Source organism: Collinsella aerofaciens (assembly GCF_028209395.1).
Lineage (GTDB): Bacteria > Actinomycetota > Coriobacteriia > Coriobacteriales > Coriobacteriaceae > Collinsella > Collinsella aerofaciens_AZ.
Genome location: NZ_JAQLDQ010000023.1, coordinates 13031 through 33046 on the forward strand (window position 1 = coordinate 13031; position 20016 = coordinate 33046).

17 protein-coding genes and 2 tRNA genes are annotated in these 20016 nt (G+C 61.4%); 16 read left to right on the forward strand and 3 right to left on the reverse strand.

Features of this window, described 5'->3' with window-relative positions:
- Positions 1 to 55: 55 nt before the first annotated feature.
- The 7 genes from PMW67_RS08150 (at position 56) to PMW67_RS08180 (ending at position 6447) form a co-directional block, all read left to right on the forward strand.
- Positions 56 to 661 carry a recombinase family protein gene (locus PMW67_RS08150; protein WP_271739433.1) on the forward strand — a complete coding sequence of 202 codons (606 nt, stop codon included), beginning with the start codon at positions 56 to 58 and terminating at the stop codon, positions 659 to 661.
- 104 nt (positions 662 to 765) lie between these two features.
- Positions 766 to 1347, forward strand: a complete 582-nt coding sequence (locus PMW67_RS08155) for a VanZ family protein (RefSeq protein ID WP_164473284.1) — start codon at positions 766 to 768, stop codon at positions 1345 to 1347.
- A 204-nt stretch (positions 1348 to 1551) separates the two neighbouring features.
- Positions 1552 to 2403: a MurR/RpiR family transcriptional regulator gene (locus PMW67_RS08160; RefSeq protein ID WP_099432014.1), complete on the forward strand. Its 852-nt coding sequence runs from the start codon at positions 1552 to 1554 to the stop codon at positions 2401 to 2403.
- A 10-nt stretch (positions 2404 to 2413) separates the two neighbouring features.
- Complete coding sequence (gene murQ, locus PMW67_RS08165) at positions 2414 to 3337, forward strand: N-acetylmuramic acid 6-phosphate etherase (RefSeq protein ID WP_117773494.1); 924 nt, start codon at positions 2414 to 2416, stop codon at positions 3335 to 3337.
- Between the two features lie 57 nt (positions 3338 to 3394).
- Positions 3395 to 4825, forward strand: a complete 1431-nt coding sequence (locus PMW67_RS08170) for a PTS transporter subunit EIIC (protein WP_271739437.1) — start codon at positions 3395 to 3397, stop codon at positions 4823 to 4825.
- Positions 4826 to 4942: 117 nt separating this feature from the next.
- Positions 4943 to 5995, forward strand: coding sequence for a MupG family TIM beta-alpha barrel fold protein (locus PMW67_RS08175; protein ID WP_161194478.1), 1053 nt, complete (start codon positions 4943 to 4945; stop codon positions 5993 to 5995).
- Between the two features lie 92 nt (positions 5996 to 6087).
- Positions 6088 to 6447 carry an arsenate reductase family protein gene (locus tag PMW67_RS08180; RefSeq protein ID WP_124786017.1) on the forward strand — a complete coding sequence of 120 codons (360 nt, stop codon included), beginning with the start codon at positions 6088 to 6090 and terminating at the stop codon, positions 6445 to 6447.
- Positions 6448 to 6519: 72 nt separating this feature from the next.
- Here PMW67_RS08180 and PMW67_RS08185 read toward each other — a convergent pair whose 3' ends face one another.
- Positions 6520 to 6930: a hypothetical protein gene (locus PMW67_RS08185; RefSeq protein WP_124786018.1), complete on the reverse strand. Its 411-nt coding sequence runs from the start codon at positions 6928 to 6930 to the stop codon at positions 6520 to 6522.
- A gap of 266 nt (positions 6931 to 7196) precedes the next feature.
- On the opposite strand from PMW67_RS08185, the gene PMW67_RS08190 reads away from it, so the two are divergent.
- The 6 genes from PMW67_RS08190 to PMW67_RS08215 all read left to right on the forward strand — a co-directional run bounded on the left by PMW67_RS08190 (position 7197) and on the right by PMW67_RS08215 (position 9782).
- Positions 7197 to 7270: transfer RNA gene (locus PMW67_RS08190), tRNA-Gln, on the forward strand.
- A gap of 17 nt (positions 7271 to 7287) precedes the next feature.
- A tRNA-Glu gene (locus PMW67_RS08195) sits at positions 7288 to 7364 on the forward strand.
- A 97-nt stretch (positions 7365 to 7461) separates the two neighbouring features.
- Positions 7462 to 8379: a tetratricopeptide repeat protein gene (locus tag PMW67_RS08200; protein WP_117634813.1), complete on the forward strand. Its 918-nt coding sequence runs from the start codon at positions 7462 to 7464 to the stop codon at positions 8377 to 8379.
- Complete coding sequence (smpB, locus tag PMW67_RS08205; RefSeq protein ID WP_124786019.1) at positions 8369 to 8839, forward strand: SsrA-binding protein SmpB; 471 nt, start codon at positions 8369 to 8371, stop codon at positions 8837 to 8839. The genes PMW67_RS08200 and smpB overlap by 11 nt, the downstream gene beginning before the upstream one ends.
- 206 nt (positions 8840 to 9045) lie before the next feature.
- Positions 9046 to 9549: a flavin reductase family protein gene (locus PMW67_RS08210; protein ID WP_124786020.1), complete on the forward strand. Its 504-nt coding sequence runs from the start codon at positions 9046 to 9048 to the stop codon at positions 9547 to 9549.
- Positions 9550 to 9638: 89 nt separating this feature from the next.
- The gene (locus tag PMW67_RS08215; protein WP_117638060.1) at positions 9639 to 9782 is read left to right on the forward strand and encodes a rubredoxin-like domain-containing protein; all 144 of its coding nucleotides are present in this window, start codon (positions 9639 to 9641) and stop codon (positions 9780 to 9782) included.
- Between the two features lie 307 nt (positions 9783 to 10089).
- Here PMW67_RS08215 and PMW67_RS08220 read toward each other — a convergent pair whose 3' ends face one another.
- Together PMW67_RS08220 and gpmA are read right to left on the reverse strand one after the other, a co-directional pair.
- Complete coding sequence (locus tag PMW67_RS08220; protein ID WP_124786021.1) at positions 10090 to 11346, reverse strand: Nramp family divalent metal transporter; 1257 nt, start codon at positions 11344 to 11346, stop codon at positions 10090 to 10092.
- 75 nt (positions 11347 to 11421) lie between these two features.
- The gene (gpmA, locus tag PMW67_RS08225) at positions 11422 to 12195 is read right to left on the reverse strand and encodes a 2,3-diphosphoglycerate-dependent phosphoglycerate mutase (RefSeq protein ID WP_089572215.1); all 774 of its coding nucleotides are present in this window, start codon (positions 12193 to 12195) and stop codon (positions 11422 to 11424) included.
- A 459-nt stretch (positions 12196 to 12654) separates the two neighbouring features.
- On the opposite strand from gpmA, the gene gltB reads away from it, so the two are divergent.
- The 3 genes from gltB to PMW67_RS08240 all read left to right on the forward strand — a co-directional run bounded on the left by gltB (position 12655) and on the right by PMW67_RS08240 (position 19945).
- Positions 12655 to 17352, forward strand: coding sequence for a glutamate synthase large subunit (gltB, locus tag PMW67_RS08230; RefSeq protein WP_124786022.1), 4698 nt, complete (start codon positions 12655 to 12657; stop codon positions 17350 to 17352).
- A 5-nt stretch (positions 17353 to 17357) separates the two neighbouring features.
- Positions 17358 to 18839 carry a glutamate synthase subunit beta gene (locus PMW67_RS08235; RefSeq protein WP_271739441.1) on the forward strand — a complete coding sequence of 494 codons (1482 nt, stop codon included), beginning with the start codon at positions 17358 to 17360 and terminating at the stop codon, positions 18837 to 18839.
- Positions 18840 to 19024: 185 nt separating this feature from the next.
- Entirely contained in the window at positions 19025 to 19945 is a 921-nt protein-coding gene (locus PMW67_RS08240) for an IS110 family RNA-guided transposase (RefSeq protein WP_271739443.1), read from the forward strand.
- Positions 19946 to 20016: the final 71 nt, after the last annotated feature.

Below are 20016 nucleotides of genomic sequence, written 5' to 3' on the forward strand. Positions count from 1 at the left end.
CCTACCAAAATAAACCTGTCCCTTTTTGGCAGGTTTACAAGAAAGCGGGGATGAGATGGCGACGGTGTATGGTTATGCGCGGGTGAGTTCGCGCGATCAGAATCTTAATCGGCAGCTGGATGCGCTGGGCGCCTATGGCGTGGGCTCGGCGAATATTTATGCCGACCATGCGAGCGGCAAGGACTTCGATCGACCGCGCTATCGCGAGCTGCTGCACGTCCTGGGAGACGGGGACGTGCTGGTGGTGCTTTCTATCGACCGACTTGGTCGTAATTACTCCGAGATTCTTGAGGAATGGCGACGCATTACCAAGGAGCTCGGGGTTGCCATTGTGGTGTTGGACATGCCATTGCTTGACACGCGCGCCAGGGCAAGCGGCACGCCGGATGTGACCAATACCCTGATTGCCGATATTGTGCTGCAACTGCTGAGCTACGTGGCGCAGGTGGAGCGCGAGAATATCCATCGGCGCCAGGCGGAGGGAATTGCAGCGGCGCGGGCGCGAGGGGTTCGTTTCGGTCGACCTCGCAAGCCGTGCCCTCCTCAGTTTGATCTGGTACGCGATAGCTATGAGGCGGGCGATATTACCCGCAGCCAGGCAGCAAAGTGCCTGGGCGTGTGCGTGAGGACGTTCGATCGCTGGATGCGCGAGGCGGGGTAGGGGTTTGCGTCGCTTTGTCGCTTCCTGTTGCGATTCAAATTTTGATACGGTGGCGATGTCATTCGGGGCTACACTCGCTGATATTCAAAAAAGGAGGTAGGCCCTTGGCGCGCGTAAAACAAATAATCGGATGGACCGCGATCGTTCTGTTCGCTGCAACGCTGGCGGGCATCTGGGTGCTGACGGAGCAAAATGCGGTGGAGACGTCGTTGCTGAGCGAGTCCACCGCGCGTGTGGTGGAGGGTCAGGCTACGGGCGTACAGGCTGCCGATGTCGCGGGTGAAGCTCAGGCCGAGAACGGGATGACAGGGGGCACCGATTCGGCTGCTTCGAATGTCCGGTCTGGCCGACTTGCTTCCATTCGCATGTGGGTGGGCACGAACGTCCGTCGCGTTGCCCATACCGTAGAGTTTTTCTTCGTCGGATTGTTCGCCTCGGTGGTCGTGGTTTGCTTTTCCAGGCGTCCGTGGAGCGTATGCTCCCGTTGCGTGCCCGTGTTGCTCTTTTGCGCCGTCTGCTCCGTTGGCGATCAGGTACATAAGATCTTTGTTCCCGGCAGGCATTTCGACGTTATCGATTTAGGATTCGATGCTGCGGGCTATGTCACCGCCATGCTGTTGGTATTGCTGGTCTCCGCATGGGTGCACCACGAGACGCGCCCCATCGGCGCCCATGCGAGGCGCTAGCCGGTAACAAACCCGTTTCTGATCATGCGACCTTGTTGAATTATTTTGTGTCGCGCGTATTTCCGAGCGGTCGGATTTGAGGGGCGAGCGGTAGAACGCTCGTCCTTTGTGCGCCACGATGCGGCACAATGTACCGTAAAAGCTGTTTGTATCCGGTACGAATCGTTCGTTGGTCTTTAATTCTTCTCAACGGAGGTGTTTGAGATGGCAAACGGATTGCTTTTGCGGCTTCGCGAGCGTGAGCTCAGCGCGAGCCCGGCGGAACGCAATGTCATCGCATATGTGAGCGCTCATCCGCACGAGGTGGTCGGGCTGTCCGTCCGCGGTCTTGCCGATGCCACGTTCTCCTCGCCCTCGAGCATTTTGCGCTTTTGCAAGCGTTTGGGTTTTGCGGGCTACAAGGAGTTCCAGCGCGAACTGATTGCCGAGCTGGCGCTCTTAGGTGACAAGAAAGACGTAGCCCTCGAGGACATCTCCATGGATGACAGCGTCGAACGTATCGTGGGGAAGGTGATGAAAAGCAACGTGCGCACGATCGAAGCGACGGCGCGAACGCTCGATTACACCGTCTTGGAGCGATGCGCGGCCTATCTTAAGCGGGCACGCGCAGTCAATCTGTTCGGTATCGGTGCCTCTCGTTTGGTCGCGCACGATCTGGCGCAAAAGCTCATGCGTGTCGACAAAGAGTGCCATCTGTACGACGACTGGCATGATCAGCTCTTGTGTGCCAAGAACATGCATGAGGGCGATATGGCAATCGCCTTTAGCTACTCGGGCTTGACGCAAGAGGTGCTGGACTGCACCGCCGAGGCCCAACGTCACAACTGTCCCGTTGTGGCCGTGACCAAAGTAGATGGATCATCCAAGCTTGCCACCATGGCCGATGCCGTGCTCGGCGTCGCTGCGAGTGAGCCCTTGGTCCGCAGCGGTGCCATGGCTTCGCGTATGGCCCAGCTTATGGTTGTCGATGCCCTGTACGCTGCTTACGTTGCCAGCGACTACGAACGGGCGACGCATGTCATTAAGCAAAACTACATCGAGAAACAGGAAAGATGAGGTGAATGAAATGCTCGATTTAACAAAATTCACGACCGAAAAGCGTAATCAAAGGTCTATGGACCTCGATACGATGACATCGCTGCAAATCGTTACGACGATGAACGATGAGGATCTTCGTGCCGTCCAGTCGGTCACAAAAGTGTTGCCCCAGGTTGCCACAGCAATCGACTGGGCTGCTGAGGCACTCGAGCGCGGCGGGCGCGTCTTTTACATGGGCGCAGGCACCAGCGGTCGTCTGGGCGTACTCGACGCTTCGGAGTGTCCGCCCACGTTTGGCGTGTCACCCGATCTGATTGTCGGGCTCATTGCCGGAGGCGAGACGGCGTTTATCAAGGCTGTCGAAGGTGCCGAAGACAGTGAGGAGCTCGGCGCGAGCGACCTGCGGGGGCGTGGACTCTCGGACAAGGATCTTGTCGTTGGCCTGGCGGCAAGCGGTCGTACTCCCTATGTGGTGGGCGGCCTTGTATACGCCAAGGCAACTGGGTGCAAGACGATCGCAATTGCCTGCAACCAAGGGTCGAAGATCGGGGAGAGCGCAGATCTTGCCATTGAACCCGTGCCCGGTCCCGAGGTACTGACCGGCTCAACGAGGCTCAAGGCGGGAACGGTTCAAAAGCTCATTCTCAACATGATTTCGACCGGTGCCATGGTCAAGATCGGCAAGGTATACCAAAACCTGATGGTCGATGTGCAGCAGACGAACGAGAAGTTGGTGGTGCGCGGCCAGAACATCGTGATGGAGGCGACCGGCTGCACGCGCGAGCGCGCTATTCAGGCGCTTGCAGATGCCGGCGGCCACGTAAAAACCGCTATTGTCTCGGTACTGCTGGACTGCGATGCCGAGCAGGCTGCGGTAGCTCTTGAGCGAGCGCGAGGCCATGTCCGTGCTGCGGTGAGTGGCCATGAGAAGAGCGATGCCGATGCCCAATAGGTGTGCGGCGTGAGCTGATATGACATCCAGACGAGATACCCAATACAAGGAGGAGTTATGACGAACAAAGAGCTGGCTCAAAAGCTGCTGGACCTTTTGGGCGGTAAAGACAACGTGCTCGCAAACGCGGCGTGCATGACGCGCCTGCGCGTGACCGTCAAAGACGCGGGCAACGTCGACACGGAGGGTATTAAGGCACTCGACGGCGTGATGGGCCTGGTCGAGGACGACACGATGCAGATCGTGCTGGGGCCGGGCAAGGTGAATAAGGTGCTCGAGGAGTTCTCCAAGCTCACTGGCCTTGCGAAAGGCGTTGCCGACGAGAGCGTGGTTGACGCTGCGGCCACAAACAAGGCCGCGCAGAAGGCCAAGTACGAGTCTAAGCCGGTTCAGGCCTTCCTCAAGAAGATTTCCAATGTCTTCGTCGCCCTGCTTCCCGGCATCATTGCGGCTGGCCTCATCAACGGTATCTGCAACGTCATCAACGTCTCGACGGCAGGCGCGCTTGCAGGCGAGTGGTGGTACCAGGGCATTCGTTCCATGGGCTGGGCCCTGTTTGCCTATCTGCCCATCTTGGTGAGCTATAACGCGGCACGTGAGTTTGGTGGCTCCGCTGCGCTGGGCGGCATCGCCGGCATGATGTGTATCGCCAACAGTGCCATGCCCCTGCTTGCGCCTGGCGCGGCCGATCCTGCCACTGCCATTCTGCTGCCGCTCACCAATGCGCAGTACAACCCCGCAGCGGGCGGCATGATCGCGGCTCTTATCGCCGGCGCATTTTTTGCCTGGATGGAGCGTCAGATTCGCAAGGTTATGCCCAACGCACTCGACACGTTCTTGTCCCCGCTGCTGGTGCTCATCATCGGCGCCTTTGCTCTGATGCTCGTCATCCAGCCGGTTGGCGCATGGCTGACGACTGCCATCTTTAGCGTTTTGACCTTTATCTTCGAGAAGCTGGGCGTCCTGGGCGGCTATATCCTGTCGGCAGGTTTCTTGCCACTGGTGTCTGTCGGCCTGCATCAGGCGCTCACGCCGATCCACGCTATGCTCAACGATCCCGACGGCGCTACCAAGGGCATCAATTACCTGCTTCCCATCCTTATGATGGCTGGCGGCGGTCAGGTCGGTGCCGGTCTGGCGCTGTACTTTAAGACCAAGAACGCCAAGCTCAAGAAGTACGTCGCCGAGTCCATTCCCGTTGGAATCCTGGGTGTGGGCGAGCCTCTGATGTATGCTGTTGCGCTGCCGCTCGTTCGCCCGTTTGTGACGGCCTGCCTGGGTGCCGGATTTGGCGGCGCGCTCGCGGCGCTGCTTCACATCGGCACGGTTTCTCAGGGCGTTTCCGGTCTGTTTGGCTTGCTGATCGTCGTTCCTGGCCAGCAGCTCGGCTACGTTGCCGCTATGCTGCTTGCCTATGCCGCCGGCTTTGTCCTGACGTGGTTCTTTGGCGTCGACGAGCAGAAGATCAACGAGTTCTTTGGCGAGTAGTTTGATATCGCGAGCCGTGTTGCTCAGAGCTCGCGGCGCGCAGCAGATTTCTTGATGCTATGGTTGTGCCGGCGGGGCTAACTGCTCCGCCGGCCTTTTTTAAAGGAGCGTTGAAGCGTGAAAACGGGTATTTCGATTTATCTTTCCAGCCCTCTGCAGGATATTGAGCGAACGATTGAGCGTGGCGCCGCGGCGGGTGCACGCTATGCGTTCACCTCGCTGCATATTCCCGAGGATGGGGGAGCGGCGTATGCCGATAAGGTCCGTCATGTACTGTCGCTGCTTTCCGCCCGCGGCATTGCGCTCATTGCCGATGTGGGACCGCGCACGTGCGATTTGCTCGGGCTTGAGCGCATCGAGGACCTGCGCGATCTGGGGTTGGAATACCTTCGTTTGGACTATGGCTTTAGCGCCCGGCGGGTCGCGGAGCTGTCCGGTGTATTTCGCATTGTGGTCAATGCATCGACGGTGAGTTCTGATGAAATCGCATCGTGGCGTGAGGCCGGTGCCGATGTGACTCGTTTTGCCGCCTGCCACAATTTTTACCCTAAGCCTTATACCGGTTTAGCTCTGGAGGACATTGCTCGGACGAATCTTCGTCTTGCGGCGCTTGGATTCGAAATCATGGCTTTTGTGCCGGGTGATGCCAACGTTCGCGGGCCGGTATTCGAGGGACTTCCGACGGTCGAGGCACATCGCGGTCGCGCGTCAAAGGTTGCCCTCAACATGCTTGAGCTCGCACATGGCGCCGATTGCGACATTGTGTTGGTCGGCGACCCCGATCTTTCCGATGCGGGCTGGGCGCAGTTTGCTCAAGTTTCCGCCGGATACGTGGACCTGCAATGCGAGCTTGAGTCCGGTTATGCCTATGTACGTGGGCAGATTCATCACGACCGGCCCGATTCGAGCGTCCTCATCTTTAGGTCTCAGGAGTCGCGCACGACGCTTAAGCCGGATTCCGTGCCGACGGATGCCGGAGCCGGCCTGCCGCGAAAGGCGGGGTCGATCGCTGTGAGTAATAGCGGCTATGGGCGCTACGAAGGCGAGCTTGAGATTGCGCGGGTCGATCTTCCCGGTGGCGAGCGCATGAACGTTGCGGGCCATATCACGCCCGAGGCAATGGAGCTGCTGCCGTTCATCAAACGCGGATTCGGGGTACGGTTCGTTTAGCGTGTGACCCGTGGGCTACAATTGGCCCATCATACGAAGGCGCCTCGTGTGGCGTGTGCCTGCGTTGGCCGATCTATATTCGGAGGATTCCCATGACCGTACTGTTTGTTGAATATCCCAAGTGCTCGACCTGCAAGAAGGCCAAGGCATGGCTGGACGAACACGGGGTAGAGTATATCGACCGCGATATCGTTTTGGACAATCCCACGGCTGATGAGCTTGCGACCTGGATTGCTCGTTCGGGGCTGCCGGTGCGGCGCTTCTTTAATTCGTCGGGCATGAAATATCGAGAGCTGGGTCTGAAGGCGCGTCTGGATGCGGGCATGACGGATCAGGAGTGCTACGAGCTGCTGGCGACCGACGGCATGCTGGTTAAGCGCCCACTGCTGGTGGGCGACGACTTTGCGATTCCCGGCTTTAGGGAATCGGCTTGGGCCGAGGCGTTGCTGTAGCGGCTGCGGAAAGCGCGACCCGTTTTGAGTGCTCAGGGTGGGACGTGTTTTCCATCGGCGGGCTCGCTCGGCTCAATCCTCGAGCTGTGCCCATTCGTGCGGATTGTAGACCTTTACGTGCTTGTTGGGCTTGCCGCTCCAGTACTCCTCGTCCATAAAGGGCAGATATGCCTGAACACCGGGGCAGATAAAGGGAATCCGCTGCTGTTGCAGTCGCTCGCGCTGTCGCTGCTCCAGGTGCGCCTCGGATATGACAGTCGGCATACCGGACAGCTCGACGAGGCTTGCCTGGATTCGCTTAAGGTCGGGGAGTCCCGCGTGCCATGACATCCGCATGATCAAAAAGGATGCACGGCGGTATTTTGCCTGCATCACCGTGATGGCGGGGCGCAGGGTGGGATGGATTTTGTCCCGTTCGGGCCAAAGGTCAGCAGTGATCTCGAGGCCCAGGGTCTCCCATAGGTAATCAAGCTCTTCGTCCATGGCGCCTCGATATCTACGTGATCATTGATACTTCGATTGTGTTGCCTGGTGCTATCGTTTTCGCGGTAGAATCTGCCAACGGTTGACGGCTACCGCTCGCGGCGTTTTGCCCTTCGTGTGCAGCGGTCGACTTCACAGGTCCTTCACGTGTCGGCCGTATTTGACTGAATTTCAAAAAATTCAAAATTGGGGCTTGCGTCACGGCCGGACTTCCCGTATATTTCTTTCTTGCGCAAAGGCACAGCCGAGCGCAGCGATGCAGTCATTGGGATGTCGTCTAATGGCAGGACAGCGGATTCTGGTTCCGTCAATGGGGGTTCGACTCCCTCCATCCCAGCCATTGCATTTGCTACATATGGCCCGTTCGTCTAGCGGTTTAGGACGCCGCCCTCTCAAGGCGGAGATCACCAGTTCGAATCTGGTACGGGCTACCAAAATTGAACGCCCGGGCCTCGTAAGAGACCCGGGTTTTGTGTATTGACCGATATTTAAGGCGCGCGTTGAGTCTGCCGCCCGGACCGAGGAGTTGTCATGGACCTGCCTATCAGCTTGGAAGACATCACGTATGCCGAGAACTATCTGGCGCAGGGCGACCTGGCTACGGCGACGCCGCTGCTTGAGCGTCTGGTGGAGCTCGCCGAGGAGTATATCGACGCTGAGTGCAAGACGGAGGAGAAGCGCCAGTACTTTAGCTTCGACAGCAAGTTTGAGCGCCTGGCCTATCGCCGCGTGGAGAAGGATCCGCGCGAGCTGGTGCAGGTCGAGGTTCCCTTTGACCGCCTGTACTCCGACATGGCGTTTGCCTACATCCGCCAGCAGGATTATGTGAGTGCTCGGAATGCCCTGATGCAGGCCGTGCGTTGGGATCCCATGAACTGCAACTATCGCTTGGACTTGGCCGAGCTGTTCCGCGCGCTCGAGGACAAGCAGGAGTGGGCATCGCTCTCGTTCTCGGTGCTGGAGCGCGCGAGCGACGGTAAGTGCGCCGCACGCGCCTACACCAACTTGGGTCAGTACTTCTTGGAGCCCGAGACCGAGAACATTTCGGCTGCCGTGGGCTGCGCGCGTCTGGCGCTGCGCCTGGCGCCCAACGATGCGCATACGACGCGCCTGCTCAACAAGATCCATACCACCTATCCGGATGCCGCGGACGAGAGTGACGACCATGTGATGGGTGAGCTCGCCCTGCAGGGCGTGCCGACCTCGCCTTCGGCCGAGATTGCCATCTGCCTGATCATGTGTGCGACCGACGCTGCGAGCGACGGCGACAAGCAGGAGGCTACGCGCCTGACGGTCCGTGCCCGCGACCTGGTGGGCGAAGAGGCGTGCGCGGCGATTATCAAGCTGGTGCGCGAGAGTGATGCCGAGCTTAACGCCGAGCGCAAGGCAAAGCGCGAGGCTGCGGGCTCAAACGCCGATGGCGCCAAGGAGGCCGGCGATGCCCAGTAAGCGCGAGCGCAAGCTCATTTCCAAGAATCGCTCGGCTCATCACGAGTACTTTATCGATGAGACGTTTGAGTGCGGTATTGAGCTGAGCGGTACCGAGGTCAAGTCGATTCGCGAGCGCGCGTGCCAGATTACCGATACCTTTGCACTGATTCGTGGCGGCGAGTGCTGGCTCGTGGGCCTGCATATCCACCCTTATAGCCATGGTGGCGTGTGGAACCGCGACCCTGATCGCCGCCGTCGTCTGCTGCTGCACCGCAAGGAGATTGACTTTCTCGACGGTAAGCTGCGCAACCGCGGCTATGCGCTGGTGCCGCTGGAGCTCTACTTTAATACCGACGGCCGCGTAAAGCTGCTGCTGGGCCTAGGCCGCGGCAAGAAGCTTTACGACAAGCGCGAGGATATGGCCAAGCGCGATGTCCAGCGCGAGATCGACCGCGCCCTCAAGGAGCATAATCGCTAGGCGTTCTGTATAAGTTGCGGTGGAATACGGACTGTTTTGCCTGTTTGAGGGGCTATTCAGTCCCTATTTCACCGCAACTGCGGGCGTCTCATCTTTCTTACTGTTCTGACACATATGTCTCAAAGGCGGCATCCGTTATGGGCGCCGCCTTTTTTGTGGGTACATACATCCATGAGGTTCCAACCCGGGTTAGGGGAGTGATCGTTATGGACAAAACTGCGTTCTTTACCATGCCGAGCGGTCTGTACGTGGTGAGCGCCGCGGCAGACGGGCTGCGCGCCGGCTGCGTCATCAACACTGCGGTGCAGGTGACGTCCATGCCGCCGCGCATTTCGGTTGCCGTGAACAAGGACAACGTCACCTCGGGCGTCATCGCATCGGCCAAAGCGTTCGCGCTGACCGTGATCGATCAGACCGCCGACATGCTCTACATCGGTAACTTTGGGTTCCGCACCAGCAGCGATTATGACAAGTTTGCCAAATACGAGACCCGCGAGACGGCTCTGGGCATGCCCTATGTGCCCGAGCACGCGACGGCCCTGTTTAGCTGCCGTTTGATCGACACTGTGGATGTGGGCACGCATCTACTGTTTATCGGCGAGGTCGAGGATGCCGAGCACCTGAGCGACGAGACGCCGCTCACCTACGATTACTACCATAAGGTCCTGAAGGGCAAGACGCCTCCGAAGGCGTCCTCGTATCAAGGCTAGAAATGTTCTAAAAATACTTGCATTATATTATTGATAACATATACTAATAAGCGAAGTACATCACCAGTCGCGTTCGAGAGGAGAACATCATGGCTGAGGAGAAGAAGACGTATAAGTTCGTGTGCATCGTTTGTGGCTACGAGGTTGAGGTCGACACGCCCGAGCTGCCCGAGGACTACGTGTGCCCGGTCTGCGGCGTCGGTCCCGATCAGTTTGAGCTCGTCGAGGAGTAGCTCGCAGACACACGGCGAAAGCCGAACATAGCTCTGTCCAAGGGCCTCGGTCGAATTCTCGCCCGGGGCCCTTTTCCTCCGCCCCCAAGGGATCGCGGTTGCTGTTGGCCGATCCTGTCTGTTGTGAGTCCGGCCGACCTTTTGTCTCAATCTGTAACATCTAACGGTGGAAATTTGGCCCACTTGTTACAGATTGAGACAAACGGAGCTGACCCTCGGAATGATCTCGATCTGTAACATCTAGACATCAAAAGCGGGTCTAGATGTTACAGATCGAGACGTTTGCCTGAGTAGGTGCCCCGCCCCATTACATCCCTGTCAACAACACGACATCGAGAATCGTCACGATGGCACCGATCCCTACGAGCAGCGCGTTGAGTGGACGCGAATTGGCGTATTTGCCCATGACGCGGGGTGAACTGGTGAGCCGTATGAGCACAAAGACCGTAATCGGTAGCTGAAGCGACAGCAGTGCCTGACTCCAGATGAGACCTTCAAAAGGATTTGGGACGACCAGGCACGCCGTCACTGCGCCGACGAAACAGGCCGCCACCCCGATCGAGGAATGTCGGTCGTGGATATCGTATTCCTCGTCGAACATGCCCGCAGTGATGGTCCCCGCCGCCATGCCCGCTGTCACGCTGCTCGATAGTCCCGCGAACAGCAGCGCTACCGCAAAGATGGTCGAGCTCGCCGGGCCCAGAATGGGGGAGAGCGTGGCCGCTGCGACGGCGAGGTCGTCTACGACCATGCCGTGCGCAAAGAAGGTCGTTGCGGCCAGGATGACCATGGCCGAGTTGATTGCCCAGCCCACGCCCATCGAAATGAGCGTGTCGAAGAGCTCGTAGCGCAGACGCTCTTCGATAACCTGCTCGCCTTGGCCTTCGAAGTGCATGGATTGGATGACCTCGGAGTGCAGAAAAAGGTTGTGTGGCATAACGACCGCCCCCAGGACACTCACGATAATCGCGGCAGAGCCAGTGGGCATACTGGGCGTGATCCAGCTTGCGGCGGCTTGCGGCCAGTCGACCTTGACTAGTGCAAGCTCGGCCAAAAACGAGAGTCCTACCACGCCTACGAAGGCGATGATCCAGCGTTCGGCTCGCTTGTAGGAGTTCGTCATGAGCATCGCCATCGATACTGCCGCCACGATGACGCAGCCCGCACGCACGGGCAGCCCAAAGAGCATTTGAAGGGCAATCGCGCCGCCCAGGACTTCGGCCATGGCGGTGGCGATGGTCGCGAGATAGGCGCTGCCGAGCACCGCGCGTCCCACGATGCGGGGGAGAAAGCGGGTCGTGGCCTCGGCAAGGCAGGCGCCCGTGGCGATGCCCAAGTGCGCCGCGTTGTGCTGCAGCACGATGAGCATAATCGTGGACAGCGTGACGATCCACAGCAGCGCGTAGCCAAACTGCGAGCCCGCGGCCATATTGGAGGCCCAGTTGCCCGGGTCGATAAAGCCGACGGTCACGAGCAGCCCGGGGCCGATATGCCGCGCAATGTCTAGGCCTCCGTGACCACCGGTGCGTCGGGAGCCAAAGTGTTGTTTGAGATGGTTGAGCATGGTGCGCTCCTGCGTATGGGCGGCGTGACGTCGCATCTGGGTCGTGCGGCGCCACGCGTCGGATTTGGGTTGGGGCTACTTGTGCGCTTTGCCCTGATTGGCCACGGCGTCGATCTTGGCGGCGATGGTCGCCGGGTCGCCGATGTAGCGCTTGTCGAGGACATTGAAATCGGTATCGAAGGTGTAGACGAGCGGCACGCCGGTGGGGATGTTGACCTTGAGGATCTCCTCGGGCGTGAGGTGCTCGAGCTTCATGACGAGTGAGCGCAGGGAGTTGCCGTGTGCGGCGATGAGTACGCGCTTGCCGGCGAGCATCTGGGGGCGAATCTCGTCTTCGAAATAGGGCCAGGCGCGGGCGATCGTGTCCTTGAGGCATTCGGTATAGGGCAGCTGATCGGGCGCGACATCACGGTATTGCTCCTGGGTGTGGGGATCGCGCGCGTCGTTCGGCTCGAGTGCCGGCGGGCAGATATCGAAGGAGCGGCGCCAGATGAGCACCTGCTCGTCGCCGTGCTCCGCCGCGGCATCGGCCTTGTTGAGACCCTGCAACGCTCCGTAGTGGCGCTCGTTGAGCTTCCAGGATTTGATGACGGGCAGCCACTCGCGATCCATTTGGCCGAGCACGATGTTGAGGGTGTGGATCGCGCGCTTGAGGCGCGAAGTGTAGCAGACGTCAAAGTCGAAACCGGCTTCTTTGAGGGCTCGACCGCCTGCTGCGGCTTCTTCGCGGCCCGTGTCGGTGAGCTCAACATCGGTCCAGCCGGTGAACAGGTTGAGCTTGTTCCACTCGGACTCTCCGTGACGGATGAGGACGAGTTGCATCGTCTGCTGGTCTGCTTGGTGCGCCATAGGGGCCTCCTTGATCTGGCACGGTGTGCGTGCCGTTTGCTTGACGCCGCAAAGGATACCCGTTTTAAGCTTAAAAGTTAACCAAGACTAACAAAATTGTTGTATTTGAATGGGATGGTGAAAGGGGGCTGCCGAAATGTCTCGATCTGTAACAGTTTGCCGCCAAAACCGACCCTTCGTGTTACAGATCGAGACAAACCAAAACCGTCCCGCAGAAAATCTCAATCTGTAACATCTAGGCGCCAAAATCGGTTCCTCCTGTTACAGATTGAGATGTTTGAAGCGGTGAGCTTACAAGCCGAACTTGGGCGCCTTGTTGCCGCCCTTGAGGTCGGCGGTGCCCACTCGTAAGGTGTGCGTTACGCGATTGTTTCGAAACGGGCGGGAAACACAACGATGCCCTGATGCTCCTACTATGCCTATTCAACTGACTGTCTAAATATCTAGGGGAGGATCGCGATGCAGGCAGATTCCGCTCAACAGCAGGGCCTTTATCGCCCCGAATTCGACCACGATGCATGTGGCATCGGCGCACTTGCCGATATCAACGGTGAGCGCCATCACCAGATTCTGGACGACGCGCTGTCCATTCTGGTCAACTTGGAGCACCGCGGCGGCACGGGACTCGAGAAGAACACCGGCGACGGTGCCGGTATCCTGTTCCAGGTTCCGCATCACTTTTTTCGCAAAGAGGCTCAAAAGTGCGGCCAGATTCTGCCGGCAGAGGGCGACTATGGCGTGGCCATGCTGTTCTTTCCGCAGGACGACAAGGGCGTAGAGGATGCCCGTCGCGTGTTTGAGGAGGGCTGCGCCGAGGCCGGCGTGCCGCTGCTCTTTTGGCGCGAGGTGCCCGTCGACCCGCACGACCTGGGCGAGACGGCACGCGCCTGCATGCCCACCATTCTGCAAGCCTTTCTGGGCCGCCCCGACGATACGCCGGCGGGTGACGCCTTCGAGCGCCGCCTGTACGTGTGCCGTCGCACTATCGAGAAGAAGGCCGATGCCGAGTTTGCCCTGCGCGACAAGATCTTCTACGTCTGCTCCATGAGCTCGCGCACTATCGTGTACAAGGGCATGCTCGTCGCCACGCAGATGCGCCGCTTCTTCATCGATCTCAACGACGCCGCTGTCAAGACGGCCGTTGCGCTCGTCCACTCGCGCTACTCCACCAACACCACGCCCAGCTGGGAGCGTGCGCACCCCAACCGTTTTATCATCCACAACGGCGAGATCAACACCCTCAAGGGCAACGTCAACTGGATTCGCGCCCGCGAGCCCAACCTGTACAGCCCCGTGCTGCAGCACGATCTTGAGCGCGTGATGCCCATCATCAACCGCGAGGGTTCCGACTCGGCGATTTTGGACAACGTGCTCGAGTTTTTGGTTATGAACGGTCGCCCGCTTACGCGCGCTGCGTCCATGCTGCTGCCTGAGCCGTGGGACCACAACGACAGTCTGAGCGAGGAGCGCCGCGCCTACGACGCCTACCAGTCCATGCTCATGGAGCCCTGGGACGGCCCGGCGGCCATCGCCTTTACCGACGGTCGCACGCTGGGCGCCGCCCTCGACCGCAACGGCTTGCGCCCCGCCCGCTACTACGTGACGCGCGATGGCCGCTTTATGCTGGCAAGCGAAGTGGGCACCATCGAGGTGCGCCCCGAGAACATCCTGACGAGCGGCTGCCTGGGACCGGGCCAGATGCTCGAGGTCGATTTTGCCCGCGGCCGCGTGATCTACAACGACGAGCTGCGCGCCCGCTATGCCAAGGAGAAGCCCTACCACGACTGGATTGCCGAGGAGACGCTGGCCGTCGACGCGCTCGATGAGTCCGCCGCGCCCGCGCCCGCCGAGGACGCCGAGGTGCCCGCCGCCGTGCGTATGGCCAAGCTCGGCTACCACTGGGATGACGTCGACGAGGTCGTGCGTCCCATGGCCCAGCAGGGCAAGGCCCCGCTCGCCTCGATGGGCATCGACGCACCGCTGGCCTGCCTGTCCAAGAAGACGCGCTCGTTCTTTGACTACTTCTATCAGCTGTTCGCTCAGGTCACGAATCCTCCGATCGATGCCCTGCGCGAGCATATGGTGACTTCGACCACGCTCTACCTGGGCAACCACGGCAACCTGCTCGAGGACTCCCGTACGGCCTGCCAGCTGGTGCGCCTGGAGCGTCCGCTGTTGAGCGAGGAGGAGTTCGACCGCATCTGCGCCATCGACCGCGTGGGCTTTAAGACCCGCCGTTTCCGTGCCGTCTACCGCCGCGACGCCGGCGAGGGCGCGCTGCAGGCTGCGCTCAAGCAGCTTGCAGAGGACGTTGAGGCTGCGGTCCGCGACGGCGTGAATATTGTGGTGTTGAGCGATCGTGCCGCTGCGGGCGAGGTGCCCGTGCCGTCGCTGCTCGCCGTGGGCTGCGTGCACAATCACCTGATCCGCGCCGGCGTGCGTACCTTTGCCGACATCGTGGTGGAGTGCGGCGACGCCGTGTCCCCGCACGACTTTGCGGCGCTGGTGGGCTACTCCGCAAGCGGCATCTATCCGTACAATGCGCATGCGTGCATCCGCGACTTGGCAGCACGCGGCGACCTGGACGTGACGGCCGAGCAGGGCATCGACAACTACAACAAGGCCGCGACGGCGGGTATCGTCTCCATCATGTCCAAGATGGGTATCTCCACGGTGCAGAGCTATCACTCCGCACAGATTTTCGAGGCCGTCGGCTTTACTCCGGAGTTCGTCAACGCGTACTTCGCCGGCACGGTGAGCCGTGTGGGCGGTATGGGTGTCGAGGACGTTGAGTGCGAGCAAAACGAGCGCTATGACGCTGCGCTCGCCATCCTTAAAAGCCCGGCTCCCGATCAGCTGCCCACGCTGGGCCTGACCAAGTGGCGCCCGCTCGGCGGCGAGGAACACCTCATCGACCCCCAGGCCGTCTACCTGCTGCAGACCGCCTGCCGTGAGGACAGCTACGACACCTTTAAGGAGTACAGCGCCCGCCTGCACCGCACCGGCCGTGCCGTGCGTCTGCGCGACTTGCTCGACTTTGATGCCAGCGGCCGCACGCCGGTTTCGCTCGACGAGGTCGAGCCCACGCTCAACATCGTCCGCCGCTTTAACACCGGCGCCATGTCGTACGGCTCCATCAGCAAGGAAGCACACGAGTGCATGGCCATCGCCATGAACCGCCTGCACGGCCGTTCCAACTCCGGCGAGGGCGGTGAGGATCCGCGTCGCGAGACCCCGCTGGCTAACGGTGATTCCAAGAACTCCGCGATCAAGCAGGTGGCAAGTGCGCGCTTTGGCGTGACGAGCCGCTACCTGTGCAGCGCCTTCGAGATTCAGATCAAGATGGCCCAGGGCGCCAAGCCCGGCGAGGGTGGCCACCTGCCCGGCAAGAAGGTCTACCCCTGGATTGCCGAGGTCCGTCAGTCCACGCCCGGCATCGGCCTGATCTCGCCTCCGCCGCATCACGACATCTACTCCATCGAAGACCTGGCCGAGCTCATCTTTGACCTTAAGAACGCCAATCCTGGCGCGCGCGTGTCGGTCAAGCTGGTCAGCGAGGCCGGCGTCGGCACCATCGCCACCGGTGTGGCCAAGGGCGCTGCCGACAAGATCTTGATCAGCGGCCACAATGGCGGCTCGGGTGCCGCTGCTCGCGATTCGATCTGGCACGCCGGTCTGCCGCTGGAGCTTGGCCTTGCCGAGGCCCAGCAGACGCTGCTGCAAAACGGCCTGCGCTCGCGCGTGGTGCTCGAGGCCGACGGCAAGCTCATGGACGGCACCGATGTTGCCGTCGCCTGCCTGCTGGGCGCCGAGGAGTTTGGCTTTGCGACCATGCCGCTCATCTCGATGGGCTGCCTCATGCAGCGCGACTGCCAGCAGGATACCTGCCCCGCCGGCATCGCCACGCAAAACTGCCGCTTGCGTCGCGGCTTCCGCGGCAAGCCCGAGCACGTCGAGCACTTTATGCTCTTTGTTGCCGAGCAACTGCGCGAGGTCATGGCGAGCCTGGGCTTCCGCACCGTCGACGAGATGGTCGGCCATCCCGAGTGCTTGCGCCAGATCGAGGTCCCGGGCAACCGCAAGGCTAACCTGCTCGATCTGACGCCCGTGCTGGCAAGCGCGACCTGCGAGTTCGGTGCCCACATCCCGGGTGCCGACGGCCGTCACTTCCTGCCCCAGATGGCCGCGGACAGCGAGCTCGACAAGACGCTCGACTCCACGCTGTTTGTGCCCTACACGGCCGACGCCCGCGCACATCTGCGTCCGATTCGCTTCCGCGCCGATATCGCCAACGTCAACCGTTGCGTGGGCACCATCCTGGGCAACGCGGTGACCAAGGCGCATCCCGAGGGCTTGCCCGCCGGCTCCATCACCATCGATTGCGATGGTTCGGCCGGTCAGAGCTTTGGCGCCTTCCTGCCGCGCGGCATTACGCTCAACGTGTGCGGCGACGCCAACGATTACTTTGGCAAGGGCCTTTCGGGTGGCGAGGTGTCGGTGCGCCCCAACCCGCATGCGACCTACAAGTTCGACGAAAACATCATCGTGGGCAACGTTGCGTTCTTTGGCGCTACGAGCGGCCGCGGCTTCATTAACGGTTTGGCGGGCCAGCGCTTTGGCGTACGCAACTCCGGTGCCACCGTGGTGGTCGAGGGCTGCGGCAACCATGGCTGCGAGTACATGACGGGCGGTCTGGCGCTCATCTTGGGCGAGGTCGGACAGAACTTCGCTGCTGGCATGACGGGCGGCGTGGCTTATGTCTTTGACCAGTACGGCACGCTCGATGCCCGCGTGAACCACGAGAGCGTTGAGCTCAAGGCCCCGACTGCCGGCGAGCTGGAGCAGGTCCGTGCGCTCATCCAGGAGCACGTGGACGCGACACAGAGCCCGCGCGGCATCAAGCTGCTCTACAGCTTTGAGACGATGAGCAAGCACTTTGTGAAGGTCATTCCGACCGAGTACGAGCGTGTGCTGGCGATTGTCGCCGCGAGCGAGGCTGCCGGCAAGACACATGCGCAGGCAGAGGAACTGGCGTTTGACATCGTGACCGGTCGCGCGAGCGCCGCGGATGTCGCTCGCTTCGATATTGCGGGCGGTGCTGCGGGTGCTGCGTCCGCGGCCGCCAGCTCTGTTGCTTCGACCAAGAAGGAGGCGTAAGTGCCATGGGTAAGCCCGGTGCTTTTCTTGATATCGATCGCGTGACCCACGAGCTTCGCCCCGTGGAGGAGCGCAGCCGTGATTTCGATCCGCTGTACGTGGAGCTCGACGACGACGCACGTCGCGCCCAGGCGAGCCGCTGCATGATGTGCGGCGTGGCGTTTTGCCAGATGGGCGCGAGCTTTGGCAAGGCACGTCCGAGCGGCTGCCCGCTGCACAACTTGATTCCCGAGTGGAACGAGCTGGTGTACCGCGGCCGCTGGGATGAGGCTGCCGAGCGCCTGTCGCTCACCTCGCCCATGCCTGAGTTCACGAGCCGCGTGTGCCCGGCACTGTGCGAGGCCGCGTGCAACCTGGGCTCGGTCGACGGCCAACCCACGACGATTCACGATAACGAGCGTGCGATCAGCGACTGTGAGTGGGCCAACGGCGGCCCACGTCGCTTTGAGCCGGCGGGGGAGGGCGCACCCACGGTTGCCGTGGTGGGCTCCGGTCCTGCTGGTCTGGTGGCTGCATGGGAGCTTGCACGTCGCGGTGCCCGCGTGACGGTGTTTGAGCGTGACGACCGCTCGGGCGGCCTGCTCATGTACGGCATTCCCAACATGAAGCTCGAGAAGTCTGTGGTCGAGCGCCGTGTAGCGCTCATGCGTGAGCTGGGCATTGTGTTTGAGCTTGGTGCCGACGTGAGCGATCCCAAGGTTACCGCCAGGCTCGACGACTTTGACGCCGTCGTGGTGGCTGCCGGCGCTCGTGCTCCGCGTGGGCTTTCGGCTACGAATGTGGATGCGCCCGGCGTGGTGTACGCTGTGGACTACCTGACGGCTTCGACCGTCTCGGTGCTCGATGGCGGTGAGCCTGCTATTGACGCACGCGGCCTGGACGTCGTGGTCATTGGCGGTGGCGATACCGGCAACGACTGCGTGGGTACCGCGGTGCGTCAGGGCGCGCGCAGCGTGCGCCAGTTTGAGTTCTTGCCGGCTGCGCCCGATAAGCGCGCGGCAGGCAACCCCTGGCCGCAGTGGCCCAACGTTAAGAAGACCGATTACGGCCAGCAGGAGGCTATCGCTGCGATGGGTGGCGAGATGCGTGCCTGGGCCGTGGATACACTCGAGGTGCTGCTGGACAAGAAGGGTGCGGCTGCGGGTCTGCGCGTGGTCGATCTGGACTGGTCGGCGGGAAAGCCCGAGCGCATCGCGGGCTCCGAGCACGAGGTGCCGGCGCAGCTGGTGCTCATCGCTTGCGGCTTTACGGGTCCGGAACACAGCGTGTTCGAAGCTGTCGGCGTGCCCGTTGCCACGGCGGGCCGCCCGCTGCCCGTGATGGCTTCCGAGGGCTCGCACCTTGCGGCCCGCGTGGATGGCGTTGCTGCGGATGCCGCGCCGGTGTATGTGGCGGGTGATGCCCGCAACGGCAGCTCGCTCGTGGTGAGTGCCATGGCCGATGCCCTGGCCTGCGCAGCCGAAGTCGCCGAGGCACTGGAACTGTAAAGTAGTCACGGAGATATTCAACAATCGAATCGGCAAGGGCTGTCCCTAACTGCCGGCACAGACGATATGAGCAGGACATAAAACATTGAGAGCCCCTGCTGCATGAAAGACCGCGGATTAGGCCGACAATGGTGAGTGTCTAATTCAGCCGCGGCGGCCACGCCGCATTCATGGAAGGGGCTCCCATGCTCGATACTACCACCTTCGTCGGCCTCGACGTCCACGCCCGCTCGATAAAGGCCGTCTCCCTCGACGTCATGACCGGGGAGGTGCGCGCCGCGACCTTCGGCTACGACGCCGGCGCCGTCGCGGAGTGGGTACGCTCCGTGGACCCCGGGGCCAGGTGCGTGTACGAGTCCGGGGTCACGGGCTTCGACCTGCAGAAGAGGCTCTCCGGCCTGGGGGTCGACTGCGTGGTCGGCGCCGTCTCGAAGATGATCAAGCCCAGCGCGGACAGGCGCAGGAAGAACGACCGCAACGACGCCGAGTTCCTCGCCCGCATGCTGTCGGTCGGCAACGTGGTCGAGGTGTGGGTCCCCGACGACGAGTGCGAGGCCGCCCGCGACCTGACCAGGGCGCTCGAGGACGCGAGGGACGACCTCTCGCGCTCGAAGCAGCGGCTCTCCAAGTTCCTGCTAAGGCACGGGCTCGTCTTCGACGAGAGGACGCCCACCGGCCGCAGGAAGGGCAACTGGACCCGGGCGCACTGGTCCTGGATCGAGTCGATTAGGTTCGCGGAGGGGGCCGACAACGACGCGCTCGCCTACTACGTCGACGCGGTCAGGCGGGCTGCGGAGGAGAAGGCGAGGCTCGAGGGGCTCGTCGAGGCCGAGGCCCGCAAGCCCAGGTGGCGGAAGAGGGTCGACTCCCTGCGCTGCCTCAAGGGCGTCGACACCGCTTCCGCCGCCGACCTCGTGTTCGAGGCCGGCGAGTTCTCCAGGTTCAGGAACGCCCGCTCGTTCGCCGCGTGGGTCGGCCTGACGCCCTCCGAGCACTCCAGCGGGGAGAGCGACCGCAGGGGCGCGATCACCAAGGCCGGCAACAAGCACCTGAGGAAGACGCTGGTCGAGGCCGCGTGGCACTACCTGACGTGTTCGGGGTGTTAGCGCTACTGTAAAAACAACCATTTTGACCAACGCTCAACAACCAATCATGCCAACGCAATCCCGCCATTTGC